Source organism: Scytonema sp. UIC 10036, assembly GCF_009725235.1.
Genome location: NZ_WJFC01000070.1, coordinates 38,348 through 60,138, shown reverse-complemented (window position 1 = coordinate 60,138; position 21,791 = coordinate 38,348). Strand labels below are relative to the sequence as shown.

Here is a 21,791-nt window from a genome sequence, read left to right as displayed (position 1 = left end):
GGGATGAAAGGGGGGTATTCTGTCCCCCCTTACCAAGGGGGGATGAAAGGGGGGTGTTCTGTCCCCCCTTACCAAGGGGGGATGAAAGGGGGGTGTACCTCATTCAGATGCAAAGCGCTGTATACACTATCTTATCGTCGGCTACTCACATTCATCCAAAGGATGTTGTTAGGGCTAGTTATCGCTTTATTTATGACTGGCACAAATGTGAGGCAAGTTGTTGCGTCTAATACTGATTCTCAGTTAATCTATCCCTTTCCTTCCCTACAAGAGGAAAGCAGGGCGAAGGACACATTACAACAGGAGAATCGCGGTAAGGAGTTGTACGAAGGAGAGCAATTTTTGGAAGCTGTCACGAGCTGGCAAAACGTTTTTCAAGCTTATCAATTGCAAGGAGATAAACTCAATCAAGCTAGAGTTTTAAGCAATCTTTCATTAGCTTACCAAAAACTGGGGCAATGGTCTCAAGCAACAACAGCACTCAATCAAAGTTTGGAATTCCTAGAGGGGTTGGGGAAAACACCAAGCCATCAATCTAAAGAACAATTAAAAGTTTTAGCTCAAGTACTCAATACGCGAGGAAATTTAGAGTTAGCCACCGGGCAACCTGAGGCGGCGCTTGCAACCTGGCAAAAAGCAACTGCAACTTATACAAGAGTAGAAAATCAAACAGGAGTTATTCGCAGTCTTATCAATCAATCTCAGGCTTTTAGAGCTTTAGGGTTAAATCGTCGAGCCTTATCGACTCTAACACAAGTCAGCCAAATTCTAGAAAAACAACCTGACTCTTCAATTAAAGCCGTCGCATTGCGTAACTTAGGGACTAATTTGCGTTTGGTGGGCAAATTAGAACAAGCCAAGCAAGTGTTGCAACAAAGTTTGGCGATCGCGCAAAAATTGCAATCACCATTAGATATAAGTGCTGCCTTCATCGATCTAGGGAACATAGCCCGTGCAAATCGAGATATGGAAGCGGCTTTAGGTTTTTATCAAAAAGTTGTAGATATTTCCCCCTCACTAATCCTCAAACTTCGAGCAAATCTCAATCAACTTAATACCTTAATTGATATAAAACAATGGGATTTAGCGCGGGAATTAAGCCGGAAAATTGAACCTCAACTTGTCAATCTGCCTGCAAGTCGTGGGGTTATTTATATGCGGCTTAACTTTGCCCGGAGTTTAACTCGCATATCCGAGGCAAAAATTCAAGACGCACCAACCATAGCAACTATTGCCCAACTGGTTGCAACAACTGTGGAAAAAGCAAAAAGCATAGGTGACAAGCAAGCAGAAATTTTTGCACTGGGGAGACTCGGTAGCTTGTACGAGACAACTCAGCAATGGTCTATTGCTCAAAATTTAACCCAAAAAGCTTTAATGCTTGCTCAGAGTTACAATACACCAGATATTGCTTATCTTTGGCAATGGCAGCTTGGAAGACTTTTAAAAAAACAGGGCGATGTATCTGGAGCGATCGCAGCTTATACTCAAGCTGTGAAAACTCTTCAAGTGTTACGTAACGAACTCGTTGCTGTTGAACCAGATGTGCAATTTTCTTTTCGGGAAAGAGTAGAACCAGTTTATCGAGAATTGGTCAGCCTGCTTTTACAACCAGGGAAAACCGAACCAAACCAAGAATCCCTACATCAAGCCCGTCAAGTTATTGAGTCTTTGCAATTAGCGGAATTAGATAACTTTTTCCAAGAAGCCTGCTTAGATGCAAAACCCAACCTTATCGATCGCTTTGATGCAAATGCTGCTGTTATTTATCCCATCATTTTACCAGATCGCTTAGAAGTTATTCTCAGTTTACCACAACAACCCCTGCTTCATTATGCAACTCCTATCGAGCAAAATCAATTAGAAACTCTTGCAGATAAGCTCCGTCAAACTATAGTCATTCGTTCTAGGGACGACTATATGGCATTGTCGCAACAACTTTATGATTGGTTGCTCCGTCAGAGCGAAACTGACCTAAGCAAAAGTGAAGTTAAGACATTAGTGTTTGTGCTAGATGGTGTCTTGCGAAATCTTCCTATGGCAGCATTACATGATGGCAAGCAATTTTTAATAGAAAAGTACAGCGTTGCACTCACACCCAGTTTGCAGTTATTACCTCCCAAACACTTGCAACAGGAGAACTTGAAAGTCTTAAGTGCTGGGCTAACTGAAGCAAGGCAAGGCTTTTCTCCCCTTGAATACGTAGAAACAGAATTGAAGGAAATTAAATCTGAAGTCCCAAGTGTAGTTTTATTGAACAAACAGTTTACCAGTAAGAATCTGCAAAAAGAAATTCAATCTGCTTCTTTCCCAATAGTTCACATTGCTACTCACGGAAACTTTAGCTCTAAAGCCTCAGAGACTTTTATTTTAACTTGGGATAGTCGGATTCAAATTAACGAATTCGATAGTTTACTCAAAAACAATCAACAAAATCGGCAACAAGCTATTGAACTTTTGGTTTTGAGTGCTTGTGAAACAGCAACAGGAGATAAGCGTGCTGCCTTGGGGTTAGCAGGAATTGCTGTTAGGGCAGGTGCTCGCAGTACTTTGGCAACATTATGGTCTATTAACGATGAGGCTACTGCTAACTTTATGGGGAAATTTTACCAAAATTTAACTAATACCCAACAAACTAAAGCAGAAGCTTTACGTCAATCTCAATTGGCTATTTTAAAAAATCCTTATTACGAACATCCTATTTACTGGGCTCCTTATGTTTTGATTGGGAATTGGTTGTAACTAGTTGTGGGACAACAACGATAAATTGGCAAAATTGTCACTTTATCGTTGTCAGTGTTGATTGTCAACATACGATCGTTATGTGTCTGTTGTGTACTACAGTAATTTTTAGCAGGTCTTGTGTACAACTTATGGTTGTCATTGGTATTTATAGACAAATTCTGGTTGTCAGTCGAGCGCATCTACCTCAGAATATCAACGAAAGAATAGGCATTACAGCCTAAATTTTTGCCAACTTCTAGTTGTCAGCTTTGCCATCTTTTACTTGTTGTCCCAAGTCGTCATGAACTACATACACCGGAATGGATAAAAATGGGCATTGGGTTTTTCCCTCACTCCTGACCCCTGACCCCCGATCGTTGGTCACAAGTTAAAATTGAGTAAAGTTTGTCAATACTTCTAAAGATAGAAATAAAAGACTAATTTTAAAGAGATCATGGTGTAATATTTGCAGTGATAGAAAATCATGTGAGACTCGATTGAGGCAAGTAATTGAGCGATCGTAACGAACAGTGAGCACCAGTCGAAAAACTAACCGGGACCATGCTAAAAAAAACTCAAAGACCAATGGTGGAGGATGAGGTAATTGTACAGCAACAAAGAAGCATTAGTAACCCCAGCTATCACGGCACAAGAAAACTACTACCGCCAACTAGGATTAAGGGATAGAATTCTGAATTTACCTTTTATGATAGCGGCAGTATTGACACTACTGTGGCGAGATGTAGCAGGAGTTACAGAACTTACAAGGATGTTAGCAAGGGAAGGTTTTTTGTGGTGTGGTCCAATGAATGTGAGTCAACATTTTGATTTCACAACATTTCCGCTTACCAGTCTGTTGGTAATTGCTATCGGATTTTTAGCTTTACCTTTTCTGATTCAGAAACTTAGCTCTACAACTACAAAAACAAGCTTTTATGCATCATTTGAATTACTCAAACAAGAATTAGATGCAAGTAAAACTGAATCCTCAAAACTACAACAGCAGTTACAACAATTGAGTGAGGAAAATAGCGCATTGCGTCAAGAAGGTTTGCGTCTACAGGAAGAACTACAACAGCAACGTAACGAACTAATTGATGAATTTCGCTCTGCCACATTTGAGCAATTGCAAACATTGTTCACCAACTATCCCAGTATCTATCCAATGGTACAGGTGAAACCAGAACTTCTTGTCAAAAATATCTTATCACTCCTAACACCCCTTGATAATTTAATACATATGTGGGGGTACAAACGCATTGGTAAGCCTTGGGAACAAGTACCTTACAATCCCCAAATACATCAGTCAGATGCGGCGGATATTACTGAAGGTGATTTAGTTTACATTCGTTTTGTCGGATATCAATACCAAGAACGCATTCTTTGTCCGGCGAAAGTCAGCCGTATGTTACCAAGAGAGGGAGAAAGGGGAAAAGGGTAAAGGCGAAGAGGGAAAGAGTAAAGATTTATTTCACCCTTCACCTTCACCCGTTATAAATATGACTACAGTAGTGATTGATTTTGGTACGAGTAACACTGTTGTTTGTGTTAATGATAGGTATCGATGATTAACTTCGTCACAGCTATGCCATCCGCCTGTGGGAACCCCACAGTAAAAGTTATTCATACTTCACTTTAATTGAAAAAGGGATGCGCTATCCAGGTGCCAAATCGCAACCTTTAACGTTGCAAGTAGCAACCGATGGACAACGGGAAATTCGCCTGGATATTGGAGAAGTTGCAAATCTTTCTCAAGCAGAAGTGACTTATGATACTACGGTGAGAATGATGAGTACGCAGTTAGTACAGCAGTCTGCCTATCGTTCCTTAGAAACTCATCATCAACAGGTGTGCGTGGCGCATTTAGAACCACCAGGACAAACGGGTGTAGATAGGATAGAAGCACTATTTGAGGTGAATGAGCAGCGGATGCTGGTGGTGACAGTGAAGGATTTGCTGACAGGTAAAACGTTGGTGTCCAAGGAGGTGATCGCAAAACTTCAGTAATTTTCTCTTCGTTTCTATGTGCTACTGCACACACTACGCTAACGGTTGAGATAAGAGTGTAACAGTAGTTAATTTTATTAGTAGGAAAATATTACACATTAAAGTGTATGAACAACAAAGCGATTGTTCTCTTATCAAATCGAGAACTTGAAAAGATACGTCAGGTTGGACGTATGGCTGCAGAATTGTTATCATATCTTGAACCAATGGTCAAACCAGAAGTCAGCACCCAAGAACTGAATGACGCAGCAGAAGCTTGGACCCAAGCAAGGGGTGCCAAAAGATCAACACTGGGCTATCGCGGATATCCAGCATCAATTTGTATTGGTCTAAACAACGTCGTTTGCCACGGTATCCCTAATGCCAAACAAATTCTTAGAGACGGAGATATCATTGGCATTACAGTTAGTCTCTTTGTCGATGGATTCCACGGGCAAACCACCCGGACTTTCTTTGTAGGTGAACCCTCCCCGACTGCTAGAAAACTAGTTATGGTGGCTGAAGAATGTCTTAGGCGGGGAATTGCAGAGGTAAAGCCAGGGGCAAGAATTGGTGATATTGGTGCGGCAATTCAAGAATATGCAGAATCCGCAGGCTTTTCTGTAGTACGCGACTTTACTGGGCATGGTATTGGTCGAGTGCTCCATTCTGCTCCTGCCATTCCTCATTATGGCACACGCGGTCACGGTACAAAGCTCAGACCAGGTATGGTATTCACTATCGAACCAATGATTAATGAAGGTAGTTGGCAAGTTCGGATATTGGCCGATCAATGGACTGTTGTCACCAGAGACAATAGACTTTCTGCTCACTTTGAACATATGGTTGCTGTAACGTCTGATGGTGTTGAAATTCTTACGCTCTCTAAACATCCACTATTGACTGATGCTGTTTTAGGGGGACAGAATTCAGCAAACCAACCAAAACCCGATGATGCTGTACTCGGAGGACAATCAGGCGAGCGTGCTTTTGGTATTTACTCGTGGCTGCCCCCAAATGAACGTGCTCGTGCTTTTGATATTTACTCGCGGCTGTTTGTAGAACGGATTATTTTTCTGGGAACACCGATTGATGACGATGTAGCTAACGGTATCGTTGCCCAACTGCTATTTTTAGTGGAAAAAGATCCAGAAAAAGATATACAGCTTTATATCAATTCTCCTGGTGGTTCTGTTACTGCTGGCATGGCAATTTACGAAACCATGCAACAAATCAAACCCGACGTGGTAACAATTTGCTTTGGTTTAGCAGCAAGCATGGCTGCCATCATCCTAAGCGCAGGTGCTAAAGGTAAGCGCATGGCATTATTTGACAGTCGTATCATGATTAATAAACCTGTTGGTGGAGATCAAGTAACAGACACAGAAACTCAAGCAAGGGAAGTTGCATATTGGCGGTGCAAACTAGCAGAAACTTTAGCCATGCACACAAGCCAGTCATTAGAAAGAATTTATCAGGATACCGAGTTCGATTACTTTATGTCTCCACTGGAGGCTAAAGAATACGGAATCATTGATATGGTAATTAACCGCACACAGTTAACAACCTAATTTACCATCAAAAACGCTATAAAGGAGCAAGGAAAAAATAAAGTGCCAAAAAATAATCAGCCTCAAAAATCTGATGCTGTACTTGGAGGTCAAAATTCAGTACCAGCAAATATTGCCGTTTTGGGAGGTCTTGAAGGTGTACAGATGCGGTTGGCAAGTGCTAATTTGAAGGATAGAGTTAGTGCAATTTCAGAAGCGCTTAAGTACGGGAACGCAGGTTTAGATTTAGTAATTGAGTCTTTGAGAAATAAATCGTGGCAAGTGCAGCGACAAGCTTACTTACTCCTAAAAAATCAAAATGAATCTCAAATAAAAATTGCTTTACAAGAATTAAAAACATCTTATCCTTATCGCCAAGTTCATCACAAATATACTTTAAATGATGGTCATTCTCAGAAGTTCGCATCATTAACTATTAGCAACGCTAGGAATATGTTGATAACTAGTAGTGAGGATTCTCAAATAAAATTTTGGAATTTAGATACCAAAGAACTGATTTATACGTTGGTTAATAATTCATCAGTTAAGTCAATTAGTATTGACTCTGATGCTCAATTTCTTGTAAGTGGTGGCAATGATTGTTTAGTAAAGTTATGGAATTTAGATACCAAAGAACTAATCCATACTTTTGTAGGACATTCTAGCAGCATTGAATCTGTTTCTCTAAATTCTTATTGTCGCTTGATTGCTAGCGGAAGTTTAGATAAAACAGTTAAAAATAGAAAAAGTAATGGCACAAACATTAAAGCTTGAAACTACAAATATAATAAGTCCGCGCAGGCGGACTTATTAAGATGTTAACAGATAGTTGTGTTTGTATGGTAGAAATTAAAAATCACCAGATATTTTTCCTCTTCGGAATGTAATTTCATGATAGAGGTTATTTTTATGTCCACCGTCCCACAACTACTCGCACTGTTCCATCTTCTAAAACTTCATCCTCTTCTACAGTAAAACCCTGCTCCTGTGACGTTTCTATCAAAACATGATAACCATACCTCTGCATTAGGCGATTCAACCAGTGTTGTCCATAACTGTGGCGATCGTATTCAGAAATAATCGCTTGAAACTGCCCATCCTCTTGTTGCTTGAAGCCGATATCATTGCTATATGAACTGATATATTCACGGCGAATAATGACCTCTGCAGTTTGCGATCGCACATCGCCTTGGTAACCATATAAATGTTGAGCAGTTTCATGGACTTCAACATTTTTAATGTTCATATCTTCTAAAGCCTTCACCAATGCGTTTACATTCTTAATTTGTGTTTTGATGCAAGTAAAGTGTGACATATCAATTTTGGATTTTAGATTTTGGATTGAAAAAACGAATCACTTTGTCATTGGAATTTACAGAGAAACTATCCGTTTCATTTGTAATATCATCTGTTGCCAGCTTAATCCACCTCCAAAGGCCCAATCCCGCGTTGTGCTGAATATTGCTTCAACTCCTTCATCAGTTGCACGTCAGTTGATGCAGTTCTCGCACCAACTAGAGCTGCCCATTGCTTCAATGCTTCTATTTGATCGTAAGCAATCGAAGCTAAAGGTACCGTTTGGGTTACAGCCTGCAAAATATCGTCTGTTGCAAAGTCTCGGCGCTGTCCGTTTATGGTAGTTGAAAATGCTTGATGCATGGCATCAACTATTACCTGCTCAATTTCTGCACCACTAAAATTTGGCGTCTGCTTTGCCAATAAATCTAAATTAAACTCGCGCAAACGGTTAGGGCGTAAACGTTGCAAATGCACTTTGAAAATTTCCTGGCGTTCGTTTTCCGTGGGCAGATTCAAAAAGAAGATTTCATCGAATCGCCCTTTACGCAACAACTCGGCTGGTAAAATCTGCACGTTGTTTGCCGTTGCCACAATAAATACCGGGCTAGTTTTTTCTTGCATCCAGGTAATTAAACTACCAAAGACTCTCCGTGATGTACCGGAGTCGCCATCAATGCCACTGGAAATATTGCCGAACGCTTTATCAATTTCATCAATCCACAGCACACAGGGGGCAAGGGCTTCGGTTATTTGAATCATCTGCCGTACCCGGCTTTCGCTTTCACCGACTATTCCGCCGAACAAACGTCCAGAATCTAGACGGAGTAAGGGTAAGCGCCATTCATGAGCGATAGTTTTGGCGGAAAGGGATTTCCCCGTTCCCTGAATCCCCACGAGTAACACCCCTTTGGGGTTGGGTATACCGTAGCGTCTAGCTTCATCAGTAAATGCTTCACGCCGCATGACTACCCACTGCTTGAGTTGATCGAGTCCCCCGACTCGTTTGAGGGATTCTTGGGGTGTGAAAAATTCTAAAATTCCGGTTTGACGGATGGCTTGCTTTTTCTCTGCTAATACGCCGTCAATATCCGATTCATTTACCTGCTGTTTGGCAGCTAGAGCTTTTGCTAACACTCTAGAAATGCGGGTGCGACTTAATCCTTGGCAAGCTTTAACTAGCTGTTCTCGTGCTATACCGCTGATATTTAGCTTGTCAGGAACTACCAACTGCTGAATTAAGTAATCAATTTCCCTAACGTTAGGTAAGGGAAAATCAATGACGGTGACTTCTTCTTGTATCTCTGCAGGCAGTTCTAAGGTGTGGCTGGTAAGGACAAGGGTTTTACGCAATCGCTTCAACTCCTGTGTTAAGTTGCGTAACTCGCGGATGATTGGGACATTTTTGTCACTGTTGGGATATTTCAAAAATGGGTGTAAGTCACGCAGGACAAACAGTACATATTGCTGAGTATCAGTTTTAGCAATACGTCCTAGTGCTGCCATCACTGAACCTTTATCGGCACCATTGTCATTCCAACCCCTAACAAGATCCCAGAATAAGACTTGACGCTGCGGTTGAGAACGCGATGCTACTTGTAGTAAAACTTCTTCGACAGGTTCTTCTTCTACCCCTACCAAATAAAGTAGGGGAAAGCGGGCACGAATCATCAAGTCCATTTCTTCGACAAGGGCAAAGTATGGACAGCTTTGACTATGATTGACAGCACCCATTGCTTCACTTTGATAAAAATTAATTATTTTGCCCCTACTCTAGCATACGTACTAATCTAACTTGTTCATGTTTTACATCATGTGTCAAGAGCGCTTAATGCTAGGGAAGCTGCTATTTAGTGCCAACTCGTCCAAAAGTATCGATCTAATTAGCTTTCGGTGACTAACCTTCTCTAATCATTCACAGCCGCGATCGCCGTAATTTTCCTGAAAACAGTACTAATTTCTAGTAAATATGGCAAATTAGACATAAAACATAAATAATAAGAGTGAAATTATAAGATTTACAGATAAATTTCTGACGATGCATAAACTTTTGTAGATGTGTCGTCCGAGAAATCCCCAACTTAAGGTGTTAAAAATTCTAAATGTTCTCCTGAATGGGAACGCAATTCTTCGGAACTACCTTGTATTTTGACTTGTCCTTTTTCCAAGAATACGATAAAGTCTGCTCGCCCAATAACTCTAGGGCGGTGACTGATAAGAATTGTTGTCTTACCCTGTCGGTTATATAAAATTTTATCTAAAACTTCTGCTTCTAATATAGGGTCTAATGCACTCGTTGATTCATCTAAAATAAGTATGGATGGATTGGCAACAAGTGTTCTGGCTATGGCTAATCTCTGCTTTTGCCCTCCTGAAAGATTAACACCAAATTCTCCTAAGATAGTTTGGTAGTTATCTGGCAATTCTTTAATAAATTCATCGGCTCCAGCAATTTGGCAAGCTTTAACAATTTGCTCAAAAGATGCATTGGGGTAACTCAATCGGAAATTATCTAGGATAGAACGGCTCCAAAAATGAGTTTCTTGGGGAACTAATATCACTTGCTGTCGCCTGCATTCTAAAGATAAATCTTTTTGATTATAAATCCCATAACAAATATTACCACATTTGAGAGGATATAACCCGGCAATGATTTTAGCTAAGGTGCTTTTGCCACAACCCGATTTTCCAATTAAGGCAGTGACTTTACCTCCTGGAATTGTTAAGGAAAAATTTTCTAATAATTCTACTCTTCCAATATGATGAAAATGTAGTTTCGTACAGATAATTTCTGCATTGCTAGGAATATTTGCCCAAGGTTTGCGTTGTTCGTTTTGGTCTTCTGGAGTCGTGTCTATCACTTCTGTAATGCGTTGAGCGGCTGTTTGTACGCGAGTGAATTCTTCTAGAATATCAATCAAAGTATTGATGAATACAGTCACGTTAATACTCATGGTGTTAAATGCCAAGAGTTGACCAATGCTTAATTCTTGTGCGATCGCTAAATTGCTACCAACCCAAAGTATGGCGATATTGCCCGCTCCAGAAACTAAATTAGAAAACACATTATTATTAATTGCAATTTGAATTGTCCGAAAGTTAAGATTGGCAAGACTACCAAAACGATATTGAATTTCTTCCCACGTCTGGGGTGCTGCATTGGCAGTTTTCAGAGTCAGTATACCTTTAAAACTTTCTATTAATACCCCTTGATTTTCTGACTTTGCAACAATAACATCACGAATTTGGCGTCGTAATCTAGGTAGAGAAATTAATGTAGTCAAAGTCATTAACAAAGCAGATAATATAGCTAAAAAAAATAACTTATAACTATAAAAATACATAAATCCTAAAGAAACCAATGCAACAAATAGTTGACTGGGAAGATGGAGGATAACTTGGGAAGCTAACTGATTAATTTCTTCAATATCTCTAAGTCTGCTGACAATTTCACCACTGCGACGGGTTTCATAGTACGTTAAAGGAAGACGCAAAATTTGTCTGCCAAAATCTAGAATGAGACCTAATTCCAAGCGTTGGGCAAATTGGGCAATTAAGTTAGTTTGTACCAGCTTTAAGGTATTACTAAAGATATTCATAAGTGCAGCACTAATAGCCACACTCGCTAAAAGAGATGTATCATTTTGTACCAATACGTCATCAGTCAAGATTTGAATTAAAAAAGGATTTGCAAGAGCAAGAAGCCCCATCACTAAGTTAATGACTATTGCCTCAGTCAAAATATTGCGATAGGGCAAAATCCGCTTTAATAATCTCTTGAAGCCATCAATCTTATCTGACTGTTGTTGATAAAACCGGATTTCATCCGGTATGAGTAACAGCATGATGCGATTTGCCCAAGCTGTTGTTAATTCATCATGACTAATGTAGCGAATCCCTACACCTGGGTCAGCAATAATATATTTTTTTTTCTTTTGCCCATACAAAACAACCCAGTGATATCCTTTCCAGTGGATGATGGCAGGTAGAGGGACTTCACTGAGTCTATCAATCAGTTGAGGAGCTGCTCTGACTTGTCGGGCATTAAAACCAAGGCTTTCTGCGCCACGTCTTAAACCCACAAGCGTCGTACCCAGTTGCCCGGTACCAACAACTTCCCGAATTCGACTCATTGCAAAGGTGCGCCCGTAATGTTTGGCAATCGTGGCGATGCAAGCAGCACCACAATCTTCTTCACCGTGTTGCAAAACTATCTGGTATTTCATCTAGCGATTGCGGTTAGTCAACGCATAGTGTTGTCAACTTGATTAGTATTCCCACTATGAGCGTTTGTTACTCAACGCAGCGCTTATCTAATCAAAATTTTTGATGCCGCGACTATAACCGCAAATGATGCATCCGCTAATAAGCATAAGTACTGGTTGTAGGTGTACTAGACCTTCCGCGTTTGGAAGTAGTATTTCCACCAACTATACTCGAACCCTGAGCATCGGTTATATCTTCAGTGAGTTCTAGTTCTTGCTCTTGAGTTGCCAGAACGTTCAGCCACTTGTTTTTTTGCATGCATAGTTCTTCCTGCCTATGCATCTGTTTCTTAGGGAACATATTTTTGTCCTTGTAGGGGGATAAACAAAACCAAAAAATACGAATTTACAAGTTTTAGAACTTCATTCTCTCAACGAAGTATATTTACTTATTTCATCGTTTGTATAAATTCTAATTCAAGAATATCTGTTCAACAAGCTCCAAAAAATACCTTAATCAAAAGTTTAATTTAGAACACATTTTTACGAAAAATAAACTAAAATGGCAGAGCCGAATTCTTCACATAATGAACTCTTAATGTTTGATGCAGATTCTCCCTTAGATACCAAGAACCAAGGGTTGCCGAATCCAGACTTTCTCCACGCTGCTACGTTAGAAGAATTTTTGCCTCCTATTAGCAACTGGTGCTCTATTGGTGGCATTGTTCTCCTGACTATCTTTGGTGTTACGCTGACACTGGCGAGTTTCCTAAAATATAAAGTTACAATTAAAACATCGGCTGTGATTCGTCCTAATGGGGAACTGCGTTTAGTACAAGCCGCAACAGAAGGCACGATTAAAAGTATTGCAGTACAAGCAAATCAGGCGATCAAAAAAGGTGATATCATTGCCACAATGAGCGATGACCGTTTGGAAACTAAAAAAAAACAACTGCTCACCAATATCGAGCAAGCTACACTGCAACTCGCTCAACTAAATGCTCAAATCAAAGCATTAGATGGGCAGATAGCAGCAGAAGGCAAACGGACTCACCGTGCCATTGCCATAACTGAAGCCGAACTCAACCGCAGCCAATACGATGCCCAACAAAAGAAAGCGATCGCATCCGCGCAATTACGAGAAGCCCAAGCCAATTTAAACCGAACCCAAGTAGAATTACGCAAAACTCAGCTAGCTTTAAAATCAGCCCAAGCGCAGTTAAAATCCAGTGAGGTTTCATTAAAAGCAGCCAAAGCACGGCGAGATAGATATCAACCTTTAGCAAAAACCGGCTCAATTTCTGTAGATCGATTTCAAGAAGCACAACTTGCCGTACAACAGCAAGAACAACTCTTTATATTACAAACAGCCAGTTTTGAAGAGCATCAAGAAGCCATTAAGCAGCAACAACAGGTAGTAAAAGCAGCAGAAGCCAGACTGCAAGCAGCATTTGCATCTCTCGGTTCTGACGCTCCAAATCTCACCATTTCTAAAGCAAAAATTGCGGAAGAAACTGCTGCTGTGAAAGTGACGCTAGCTAAATTAAATCAAGAGCGAGAACAACTGATCCAACAAAGAGTAGAAATTCAAAAAACATTAAACCGCGAGCAAGAAGAACTTCAACAAGTGGAAGATGATATTAAAGCTACAGTTCTTCGGGCGACTGCATCTGGTGTGATTCAACAGCTTAAACTGCGTAATCCCTTACAAGTTGTACATCTTGGTGATGTCGTTGCTGAAATTGCACCTAATGATTCTCCTTTAGTCATCAAAGCACTGGTATCTTCTTCTCATCTCCGCAAAGTGAAAAAGGGTCAAATGGTGCAAGTACGAGTTTCTGCTTGTCCTTATACCGATTATGGAACTCTCAAAGCTCGAGTGAGTTCTATTTCTCCAGATTCTGTCACGTCTAACAACACCATAACTCAAACAAGTGCTGTGTATGAGGTATTTATCCAACCAGAAAGCTTAGAACTCAAGCTCGGCGATCGCAAATGTACCATTCAATCAGGTATGGAAGCCAGAGCAGATATTATTTCTTCTTCAGAAACAGTACTACAGTTTCTGCTTAGAAAAGCCAGACTATTAACAGATTTGTGAACATTCAGTTGCCCAGATTCCCGACAACTTTTACGGATGCGGTTGGCTCTTGATAGGTCTGACCCCCCACCTCGTTCCCAGCCTCAGGCTGGGAATGCCGTCTTTGGAGGCTCCGCCTCCTGTGTGCAAGTAGCGCTTGCTCTGCAGAGCCTCGCGATCTGCATTCTGTAGTAGAACCACCGGAACGAATTATAATAATACTTCCTCTGAGAAGCTCAGTTGAGAGACAATTTTTGTGCGTATCAAGCTAGCCCCTGCTGCAGCGATTTCTTCTCTGTCTGAATCTGTAAGAAGTTCTTTAAGTAAAGATTTTAAAACTTGCCTGTTAGATATATACTCTTGAGTATACAAATCATCTTGTGACAAGACAGCTTTTATATGAGGAATAATTGCTTCTGTAGGGGACAACAATCTATTTTTTATACACGCTCTCGCCGTTCGCGTTATTTGTTTGGTTTCATCTCCCAAATTCAGAGCTTCAATAGTTAGTCGTGCTTCACGATTGAGCGATACACGTAAAGTAGTCAAACGCCCAAGTAGAGGTAAATTGGATAATAATGTACCCATATGCGATTCCCAGTCTAATCCAGCACCGATATTTTCTCCAACTTCTGCTTCGTCTGTAATTGCCTGCTGCATATAGTTAGAGTCAAGTAATAAGTCCAGAGGGCTGGAGACTGAATAGAGATGTTCTTTTTGGTTGTCCATTTTAACCTCCTTGTAAGCGTTGCCGCCAAGAATCTCTCACTAACATTGTAGATCTACAGCCTAGTTGAAAGATATCAACTAGGCTTTTCTCCTTTTGATTATTAATTTAAAAAATCTTACAAAATTTCTTTTAAACCATAGTAAAGGCAAGCTAAGCTACCAACTATGTAGACAAACCCAGTTGAGAAAAAACCGATCGCACGTCCAATAGAAGGACCGTATTTGGTAATAACACCGCAAGCATAGAAAATTCGAGCTAATGTGAGCGTTCCGCCAAGAAGCCATACCAGCCAAACCACAGAGTGCATTAATTCCAATGCAATCATAAACAGCAAGCCGATAGGTACATATTCTGTGAAATTGCCGTGGGCGCGAACTTTACGCTGTAACATAGATTCATCAATAGTTTTGTCAACAGACAACCCTTGACTGATTTTTTCGACTGTCGCAACCCATGCTGTTGGATACGCTAGCGGATCGGGTTGCATCAAAACATCCTCTTTTGACTCACCGTGCCAAATCCTAGTTCTTGTGCGTTCCATCACTACAATATAGGACAGAGCAAAGGCTATGAAACCGTTAAGCCCAATAAAAAAAGTTGAGATGGGAATCATGCTGGTATTCATATTATTACAAAACCGATATTAACTCTTGTCGGCTTCAGCAACATCTACAGTAAAACGTTAGTTTCTTATTTGTCTTGATATTACAGGACACAGAATTTGATATAAGATGCCAATATGACTAAAAATGCAATTCTCAAAAAGCGATGTGACGTCTTATCCGTTTGGAGAAGTTTGGAGTAAAGGCTTCTATGACAATGCCTCCCATGATAGCAATGGAATTTGTTGTAAATGCCATTCAGAGGGCTGTTCAACTGGGTATTGAACAACAAGTCATTCTTAAAATAGCTGGGCTAACAATTGAGGATATTGCCAATCAAACTAAATATTTTTCATTACACCAGCACATTCAATTATTAGAGAAGCTCGCTGTTCTCAATCAAGACGATTTTTTTGGATTGCATTATGGCTTTACGCATCATGTGTCTAACTTTGGCATACTAGGTTATGTTCTACTAAACTCTGCCACCGTTGGTTCTGCCCTAAATAGCTTGGTTCAATATTTTGGTGTATGGCAACAAGGTACTGAAATTGCTCTGACACTTGATGGAAATACAGCATGGTTATCTTATCAAGTGACAGATGCAAGGATTTCAGTTCGCAAACAAGATGCCGAAACAGCGATCGCATTTGCCATCAACAGTATTCGTACTCTCACCCGTCAACATTGGTATCCTAAGACAGTGTGGCTAGAGCATAACTCTTCTAAAAAGGCTTTAGAATACGAGCAGGTGCTAAATGCTCCCGTACTTTTTAACCAATCTATTAATGCTATTGCAATGGAACGCGAACTTCTCAAACAAAAAGTTCCGTTTGCTGATTTGAGTCTTTTACCTATTTTAGAAAGTCGTTTGCATCAGTTCTTCGTGGAGAAAGAAGTAGATGATGAACTAGTAACCTTGGTGAATCGGGCAATTGCTCGTTCATTGCCGCAAGGATGTCTGACAGTAGGAGATATAGCCTTTAGTTTGGGGTTAAGCAGTCGTACATTACAAAGGTATTTAAGCGATCGCAATACCACCTATAAGCAATTGGTAGACAAAACCCGATATCAACTATCGCTGATGTATCTCAAAGAGCCTGAATTCTCATTGACTGAGGTAGCTTTGCTATTAGGGTACTCAGAGTTAAGCGCGTTTAATCATGCTTTCCGACGTTGGACAGGATTGACTCCTAACAAGTACCGACACTCGATTGGTGTAGAAAGCAAAGTTATTGCAAGATTGTAACATTTTTATAAAGAATGGCAAAGACAGCCCTTAAGCATCTGTGATAGGTTTGAGTGCATACCCAAACCCAGCTTGAGCAAACAAATGAAAATTGGTATTCTCGGTAGTGGCAATATGGGGCGCTCTCTTGGTATCCTTTGGGCAGAGCAAGGGCATCAAGTCTTCTTTGGTGCTCGAACTACAGAACAGGGTAAAGCTGTTGCTGAGTTAGCGGGGCACGGCACGCAAGGTGGAACAAACGACGAAGCTGCTGCCTTTGGAGATGTGTTACTTTATACTATTAGAGGAGTAAATCCAATAGAAGTCATCTCCTCAATTGAGATTTTCAATGGCAAAATCCTAATTGATTGCAACAATTTTGAGATTCCAGAAGGATTTACCTACCCGCCTATTGAGCAATCCCTAGCAGAAAAGTTGGCGGCAGAAGTACCCAAAGCTCATGTAGTCAAAGCATTTAACACTTTTGCTCAAGAGGTTTTTGAGCTAGCACCAACGCCTTTGAAGGATTATAAAGTCTCTGTTTTTGTTGCATCAAATAACGAAAATTCTCGAAAAACAGTGATGCAACTTGCTCTTGACATTGGCTTCACGCCAGTAGACTGTGGAGAGCTACGGAATTCACGGTTAATTGAGGGATTGGGAGATTTTATTCGGTTCTTAATTATTGGTCAGAAGTTGGGACCATATGCAACGATTTCTGTTGACGTGTTACCTCCTGCTGAATCGGAACGACTAGGCGGGCGGCAAAGTTCTAACCTAAGATAAATTCAGTATCTTGCTTGAAATAAATTCTGGTAGTTTGTCGCATTAATTTTGAGGAGCTGTACAAACTTTGTATCATCTCGTTCCCAGCCTCAGGCTGGGAATGCCTTATGGGAGGCAGAGCCTCTAGTAATGCATTCTGTGCTAAAGGCTGGGAACGAGAGGACGAGAAAGTATCAACTGAGGGGTCAGACCCCCTATTCTTTAAAAATGAATTTCTTGTATCAGCAGATGAAATCACTACAGATGCACCGCCGTTGAAATAGCAGATCGGGTTCGCATATATGACAACAGCACCATTCCCCAACAAGCTGTCGTTATCGAAAATAATCCACCGTACAAGATAAACAATACTGGCTCTCAAGGAGCCAACAATCCCAAGTTGAACAACGCAACGACATCGAATTGTAATTGAAATGTTTTTGTTTAGCTTGGATCATTGCCTGAGAGATGATTTATAAAGTAGGTTGGGTTGAGGAACGAAACCCAACAATAAGGGTTCAATGTTGGGTTTCGTTCCTCAACCCAACCTACACAATACATTTGGCTAGCCATTTTTCTAGGTACTCATCTCCTCATTTTTCTGATGTCAACTGTAGCAACAAAACGGCATTATCAATTTATTGCAACCGCAGCCTGTACCGGATACACGCAGATAAAAGAAAAGATCGTCCGCGTGCATCTGCGGTTCACGCATTCCCAATTAATACTTCGCCTGGAGAAACAAAATGCCTTCACCAGATACATCCAATACCCTACTAGCCCTTTCCAACAACATAGCAGAAACAGTCGAGCAAGTTGGAGGAGCCGTTGTTGCCATTAATTCTGGTTCCCGTATTTCCTCAAGCGGAATTCACTGGCATAACGGTATTATTATTACCTCAGATGAAGCACTTCAGCGCTATGAAGAAATTACAGCAACTTTATCAAACGGACAAACCGTACCAGTCAATCTCGTAGGACACGATCCCAGCACCGATGTAGCTGTTTTTAAGCTTCAACAAACAGAAATTCCCGTAGCAAAAATTGATGACGCTACAACTCTCAAAGTTGGTCATCTCGTACTGGGATTAGCAAGAAGTTACGAAGGTGATATCCGTGCAGCATTGGGTGCTGTGAGCGTTGTCAGTGGTGCTTGGCGGAGTATGAGCGGTGGAAATATTGACCAATTTATCCGTCCAGATATTACTCTATATCGTGGTTTTGCTGGTGGACCCCTCGTAGATGCTGCTGGTTATGTAGTCGGAATGAATACCTCAGGAAGACGGGGTACAGCTTTGACTATTCCTGCTTCTACAATTAATCGAGTCGTCAACCAACTGTTGGCGAAGGGACGAATGACACGCGGCTATCTTGGTTTGGGTATGCAAGCTGTGCGATTGCCAAATAATTTGAAAGCATCACTGAATTTAACTTCAGCAAGTGGCGCGATTGTTGTTAACGTGGAGCCAAATGGCCCTGCTGACAATGCAGGTGTACTGATTGGTGATGTCATAATTACTTTCGATAATTCTGTTGTCAACGACACGGGTGATGTACTAGCGCTTTTGAATAGTGGCGATCGCATTGGGAAAACTATCAAGCTACAAATTATCAGGGGTGGGGCATTAGTTGAGTTAGAAATAGTCGTTGGGGAAAAATCAGTAACCAATGACTAATGGCTAATTGCTAATGGCTAATTGCTAATGGCTAATGACACTTGACACTTGACACTTGACCAAAAAAATGTTTCAAGATATAACAGCAGAGTTTGCAACGATCGCACAACGACTGCGCCAAAGTACTGTAAAAGTTTGGAGTAGTTCTTTTGGAAGTGGTTCCGGTGTGATTTGGCGATCTGATGGTGTAATTATAACTAACGCTCATGTTGCGACTCATAATAGAGCAAGAGTCGAACTGTGGGATGGGCGGGTGTATGAAGCTGTACGCATCAGTATCGATCCCACGAAGGATTTAGCTGCTCTAAAAATTGCCAGAACCGATTTACCTGTGGCAACTATTGGCAACTCCAATGCTTTACGAGTTGGGGAGGTGGTGTTGGCTGTCGGTAATCCTTTTGGCGATCGTGGTGCTGTCACGAGTGGTATTATCCACGCCAGCAAACAGCATGCAGTTATAGCTGATATCCAGCTCTTTCCTGGTAACTCTGGGGGACCGCTTGCTGATTGTCGCGGACGAGTGATTGGAATTAACACCATGATTGCTTATGGTTTGGCGATCGCAATTCCCAGCCTTACAGTAGAGAATTTTTTGCGCGATCTCCATCCCGTTGTGGGGGCAATATGATTCGGGTACTGGTAGTTGCTGCTTCCCCGGTAGTACGAGCGGGATTATCAGCCGTGCTCACAACTAATTCCAAACTGATAGTTGTGGGTACTGCATCAGACTTGGATAATTTAAGGGGAGAAATCGAGCAACTACAACCCGATGTTGTATTGATGGATTTGAGCAGCAATTTTCAACTATCGAGTTGGGAAAAATTGCTTTCTTTACAACAACAGCAAGAGCCATTTGCATTTCTCGTTCTTGCCGACGAACTTGATAGTATCGAGCTTGAGGCTGGGCTACGTAGGGGTGTGAGGGGGATATTACCTCAAACCAGCACGGAATCAGAAATTATTGCTGCTGTTGAGGCAGTTGCTTTTGGGCTTGTGGTGCTGCACTTGGATGCTATGGAGTCTGTACTTGCTCTTAAGAATGCGAGTGGGCGAGAAAAAGTCGTTGCCACTCCCGTACAAACATTAACGCCAAGAGAAATTGAGGTTTTAGAAATGTTGGCTGCAGGGGTGGGTAATAAAGCGATCGCCAAAGGATTGCAAATCTCCGAACATACAGTGAAATTTCACGTCTCTTCTATTTTCCAAAAGTTAGGTGTCTCTAGCCGTACAGAAGCGGTGGCTGTTGGCGTGCGTCTGGGATTGATTATGCTGTAGGGTTTGTAATATTTTTTCTCTTTTGTCCAATCCCGAAGAGATGATTTATAAAGTAGGTTGGGTTGAGGAACGAAACCCAACATGGAATCGAATTTTGGGTTAAGGAACGAAACCCAACCTACACAATATATGTGGCGATTTAAGATTTACTTTATAAATGACCTCTCTGCCCTAATTTATCACTCTTGAGTTAGAGGATTTTTTCTCAAACCTCAGTTATAAATTGGAATGTGGTCTAATGGGTCAAGCACATAAAACCACGCTACCTCAAAGTTAGTCTGAAGTGGTCTTATCTGGGCAGCATCTACCTTTATTTTTTTTATTAAGTATTACTTAGAAGCAATGTAACTGAGTGCGAATCCAACATCAGTGGTTTTTGTAAAACTGATAATTTCATAGATTTTGTTGTGACTCCATTAGCATTTAAGGATAAGATTTGTAAATTTTTAGACGGAGTTGCCCATTGCTTGGATTGCAAACTCAATTTAATAGATTGAGAAGATTTGTTAATTAGTAATAAACTGCGTTTGCCATCTTGTTTTTGTACTGCCAATGCTTCTACAAAAGGATGGTCGCTGGTTGTTTTCATCACCATACCTATTAAGTATTTATTTGCCCAAGCAAATATAGTTGCGGGAGGTCGAAGTTGATTTTTTGGGTCAATCATACCGTAAATTCCATCTTTGAGATGCCAGGAAGTTGCCATATCAACGCCTGTATCAGCAAGATGTTTCATGACTGAAGCAAACCACACCGCGCCAATATGGTTGTGCTGTCTTGTTTCACCGGATGTCCACAAATAGTTGATGTTGTATTCCCCTAGCAGTAGAGGTACCGATCGTTCTGGTATGTATTTCTTTGCGATCGCTCGAAAGTCTTTAACTTGACGTGCATAATTGGGCGTGTAAGACATAATGCCATCGGTGGGTTGTTTTGCATCTTTGCTACCATAACGATGCCAGGAGATAAAATCTACATTCGGCTTGCAGGCAGTTAGAAAAGCTTCCAATCTTTTTGAATTGTCCCACGTCAGCGCTGGTCCCCCTATTTTGATTTGAGGGTCAACAGCTTTCATTGCTTTTGCTACTTTATTGTAAATTATCCACAGTTCATCTAACTTCCAAGCCTTATCGTAAAGAACTTCTTTTTCGTTTAACGGTTCCCAGTAAATCACTTTTTTTTGGAGGCGACGGTTGAGAATGTCTACGAGTTGAGCACATAAGGTAGCATAGCGATCGTACTCGGACGTATCCAAGAAACCGTCTTTGCTCTGCGCCATCCATTTCGGCCATCCAGGAAGATTTTGGATAATCGTGGGTTTGTGAGGATAGGAAGAATCGTACCCCGCTTTGATTTTGGGAATATTCCAAGTTTTGGTTGCAGCATTTGTCCAGCGATCGCACAATTCGGCATGGTGAATGCGAATTAACTGAATACCCAGTTGCTGAATGTGGTTTTGGAAGGTGCGATCGGCAGCACGTTCGGGAGACAAAATCTCATAGTCATTAGAACCAAAGGTAAAAGGAGTAGACTTGGCTATTTGATTCGTCCAATCAATGCTGATTTGAGCCTTGTTTTTAGAAGCAGCAGAGTAAGATTCCCAGACAGTATTTAACACTCCAAAAGTGACTGCGCTAGCTGCTGTTATCTTAACGATCTTCCTACGTTGCATAA

General features: G+C 41.0%; 19 protein-coding genes and 2 pseudogenes. 13 read left to right on the top strand and 8 right to left on the bottom strand.

The window, feature by feature from the left end; translation table 11 throughout:
* The first annotated feature begins 192 nt into the window (after nucleotides 1-192).
* Nucleotides 193-2,742 (top strand): CHAT domain-containing protein, encoded by a 2,550-nt coding sequence (locus F7734_RS28860; RefSeq protein WP_243147154.1) that lies wholly within the window; start codon nucleotides 193-195, stop codon nucleotides 2,740-2,742.
* Nucleotides 2,743-2,980: 238 nt separating this feature from the next.
* Here F7734_RS28860 and F7734_RS65535 read toward each other — a convergent pair whose 3' ends face one another.
* Nucleotides 2,981-3,109 (bottom strand): hypothetical protein, encoded by a 129-nt coding sequence (locus tag F7734_RS65535; protein WP_279239779.1) that lies wholly within the window; start codon nucleotides 3,107-3,109, stop codon nucleotides 2,981-2,983.
* A 200-nt stretch (nucleotides 3,110-3,309) separates the two neighbouring features.
* On the opposite strand from F7734_RS65535, the pseudogene F7734_RS28855 reads away from it, so the two are divergent.
* From F7734_RS28855 to F7734_RS66310, 5 genes and pseudogenes are all read left to right on the top strand, one after another.
* Nucleotides 3,310-3,544: pseudogene (locus tag F7734_RS28855) on the top strand (IS4 family transposase); the annotation flags it as partial.
* A gap of 830 nt (nucleotides 3,545-4,374) precedes the next feature.
* On the top strand, nucleotides 4,375-4,731 hold the full coding sequence (locus F7734_RS28850; RefSeq protein ID WP_207714238.1) for a hypothetical protein: 357 nt from the start codon (nucleotides 4,375-4,377) through the stop codon (nucleotides 4,729-4,731).
* Between the two features lie 107 nt (nucleotides 4,732-4,838).
* A pseudogene (gene map / locus F7734_RS60890) lies at nucleotides 4,839-5,600 on the top strand (type I methionyl aminopeptidase); the annotation flags it as partial.
* 105 nt (nucleotides 5,601-5,705) lie between these two features.
* Nucleotides 5,706-6,281 (top strand): ATP-dependent Clp protease proteolytic subunit, encoded by a 576-nt coding sequence (locus F7734_RS64000; protein WP_347566304.1) that lies wholly within the window; start codon nucleotides 5,706-5,708, stop codon nucleotides 6,279-6,281.
* Nucleotides 6,282-6,323: 42 nt separating this feature from the next.
* Nucleotides 6,324-7,034: a hypothetical protein gene (locus F7734_RS66310; RefSeq protein WP_155748019.1), complete on the top strand. Its 711-nt coding sequence runs from the start codon at nucleotides 6,324-6,326 to the stop codon at nucleotides 7,032-7,034.
* Nucleotides 7,035-7,167: 133 nt separating this feature from the next.
* On the opposite strand, the gene F7734_RS28835 is transcribed toward F7734_RS66310, so the two are convergent.
* From F7734_RS28835 to F7734_RS28820, 4 genes are all read right to left on the bottom strand, one after another.
* Complete coding sequence (locus F7734_RS28835; protein WP_155748018.1) at nucleotides 7,168-7,575, bottom strand: DUF1257 domain-containing protein; 408 nt, start codon at nucleotides 7,573-7,575, stop codon at nucleotides 7,168-7,170.
* A gap of 104 nt (nucleotides 7,576-7,679) precedes the next feature.
* Nucleotides 7,680-9,290 carry an AAA family ATPase gene (locus F7734_RS28830; RefSeq protein ID WP_155748017.1) on the bottom strand — a complete coding sequence of 537 codons (1,611 nt, stop codon included), beginning with the start codon at nucleotides 9,288-9,290 and terminating at the stop codon, nucleotides 7,680-7,682.
* Nucleotides 9,291-9,637: 347 nt separating this feature from the next.
* On the bottom strand, nucleotides 9,638-11,782 hold the full coding sequence (locus F7734_RS28825; RefSeq protein WP_155748016.1) for a peptidase domain-containing ABC transporter: 2,145 nt from the start codon (nucleotides 11,780-11,782) through the stop codon (nucleotides 9,638-9,640).
* A 136-nt stretch (nucleotides 11,783-11,918) separates the two neighbouring features.
* The gene (locus tag F7734_RS28820; protein WP_155748015.1) at nucleotides 11,919-12,080 is read right to left on the bottom strand and encodes a hypothetical protein; all 162 of its coding nucleotides are present in this window, start codon (nucleotides 12,078-12,080) and stop codon (nucleotides 11,919-11,921) included.
* Between the two features lie 243 nt (nucleotides 12,081-12,323).
* Between F7734_RS28820 and F7734_RS28815 the strand changes: the two genes are divergently transcribed.
* On the top strand, nucleotides 12,324-13,862 hold the full coding sequence (locus F7734_RS28815) for an HlyD family efflux transporter periplasmic adaptor subunit (RefSeq protein WP_155748014.1): 1,539 nt from the start codon (nucleotides 12,324-12,326) through the stop codon (nucleotides 13,860-13,862).
* A gap of 189 nt (nucleotides 13,863-14,051) precedes the next feature.
* Here the strand turns inward: F7734_RS28815 and F7734_RS28810 are convergent, their stop codons facing one another.
* Together F7734_RS28810 and F7734_RS28805 are read right to left on the bottom strand one after the other, a co-directional pair.
* Nucleotides 14,052-14,570, bottom strand: coding sequence for a hypothetical protein (locus F7734_RS28810; RefSeq protein WP_155748013.1), 519 nt, complete (start codon nucleotides 14,568-14,570; stop codon nucleotides 14,052-14,054).
* Nucleotides 14,571-14,686: 116 nt separating this feature from the next.
* Nucleotides 14,687-15,196: an MAPEG family protein gene (locus tag F7734_RS28805; protein WP_155748012.1), complete on the bottom strand. Its 510-nt coding sequence runs from the start codon at nucleotides 15,194-15,196 to the stop codon at nucleotides 14,687-14,689.
* Nucleotides 15,197-15,384: 188 nt separating this feature from the next.
* Here F7734_RS28805 and F7734_RS28800 point away from each other — a divergent pair, with 188 nt between their 5' ends.
* The 6 genes from F7734_RS28800 (at nucleotide 15,385) to F7734_RS28775 (ending at nucleotide 20,117) form a co-directional block, all read left to right on the top strand.
* Nucleotides 15,385-16,422 (top strand): AraC family transcriptional regulator, encoded by a 1,038-nt coding sequence (locus tag F7734_RS28800; RefSeq protein WP_155748011.1) that lies wholly within the window; start codon nucleotides 15,385-15,387, stop codon nucleotides 16,420-16,422.
* An 84-nt stretch (nucleotides 16,423-16,506) separates the two neighbouring features.
* On the top strand, nucleotides 16,507-17,187 hold the full coding sequence (locus F7734_RS28795; RefSeq protein ID WP_155748010.1) for an NAD(P)-binding domain-containing protein: 681 nt from the start codon (nucleotides 16,507-16,509) through the stop codon (nucleotides 17,185-17,187).
* A 107-nt stretch (nucleotides 17,188-17,294) separates the two neighbouring features.
* A complete protein-coding gene (locus tag F7734_RS28790; protein WP_155748009.1) occupies nucleotides 17,295-17,450 on the top strand; it encodes a hypothetical protein in 156 nt (51 codons plus the stop codon).
* A gap of 462 nt (nucleotides 17,451-17,912) precedes the next feature.
* Nucleotides 17,913-18,842 (top strand): trypsin-like peptidase domain-containing protein, encoded by a 930-nt coding sequence (locus F7734_RS28785; RefSeq protein ID WP_155748008.1) that lies wholly within the window; start codon nucleotides 17,913-17,915, stop codon nucleotides 18,840-18,842.
* A gap of 67 nt (nucleotides 18,843-18,909) precedes the next feature.
* Nucleotides 18,910-19,470: a trypsin-like peptidase domain-containing protein gene (locus F7734_RS28780; RefSeq protein ID WP_155748007.1), complete on the top strand. Its 561-nt coding sequence runs from the start codon at nucleotides 18,910-18,912 to the stop codon at nucleotides 19,468-19,470.
* Nucleotides 19,467-20,117 (top strand): response regulator transcription factor, encoded by a 651-nt coding sequence (locus F7734_RS28775; RefSeq protein ID WP_155748006.1) that lies wholly within the window; start codon nucleotides 19,467-19,469, stop codon nucleotides 20,115-20,117. Before F7734_RS28780 ends, F7734_RS28775 begins: the two co-directional genes overlap by 4 nt.
* A gap of 322 nt (nucleotides 20,118-20,439) precedes the next feature.
* On the opposite strand, the gene F7734_RS28770 is transcribed toward F7734_RS28775, so the two are convergent.
* Complete coding sequence (locus F7734_RS28770) at nucleotides 20,440-21,789, bottom strand: alpha-L-arabinofuranosidase (RefSeq protein ID WP_155748005.1); 1,350 nt, start codon at nucleotides 21,787-21,789, stop codon at nucleotides 20,440-20,442.
* Between the last annotated feature and the right edge of the window lie 2 nt (nucleotides 21,790-21,791).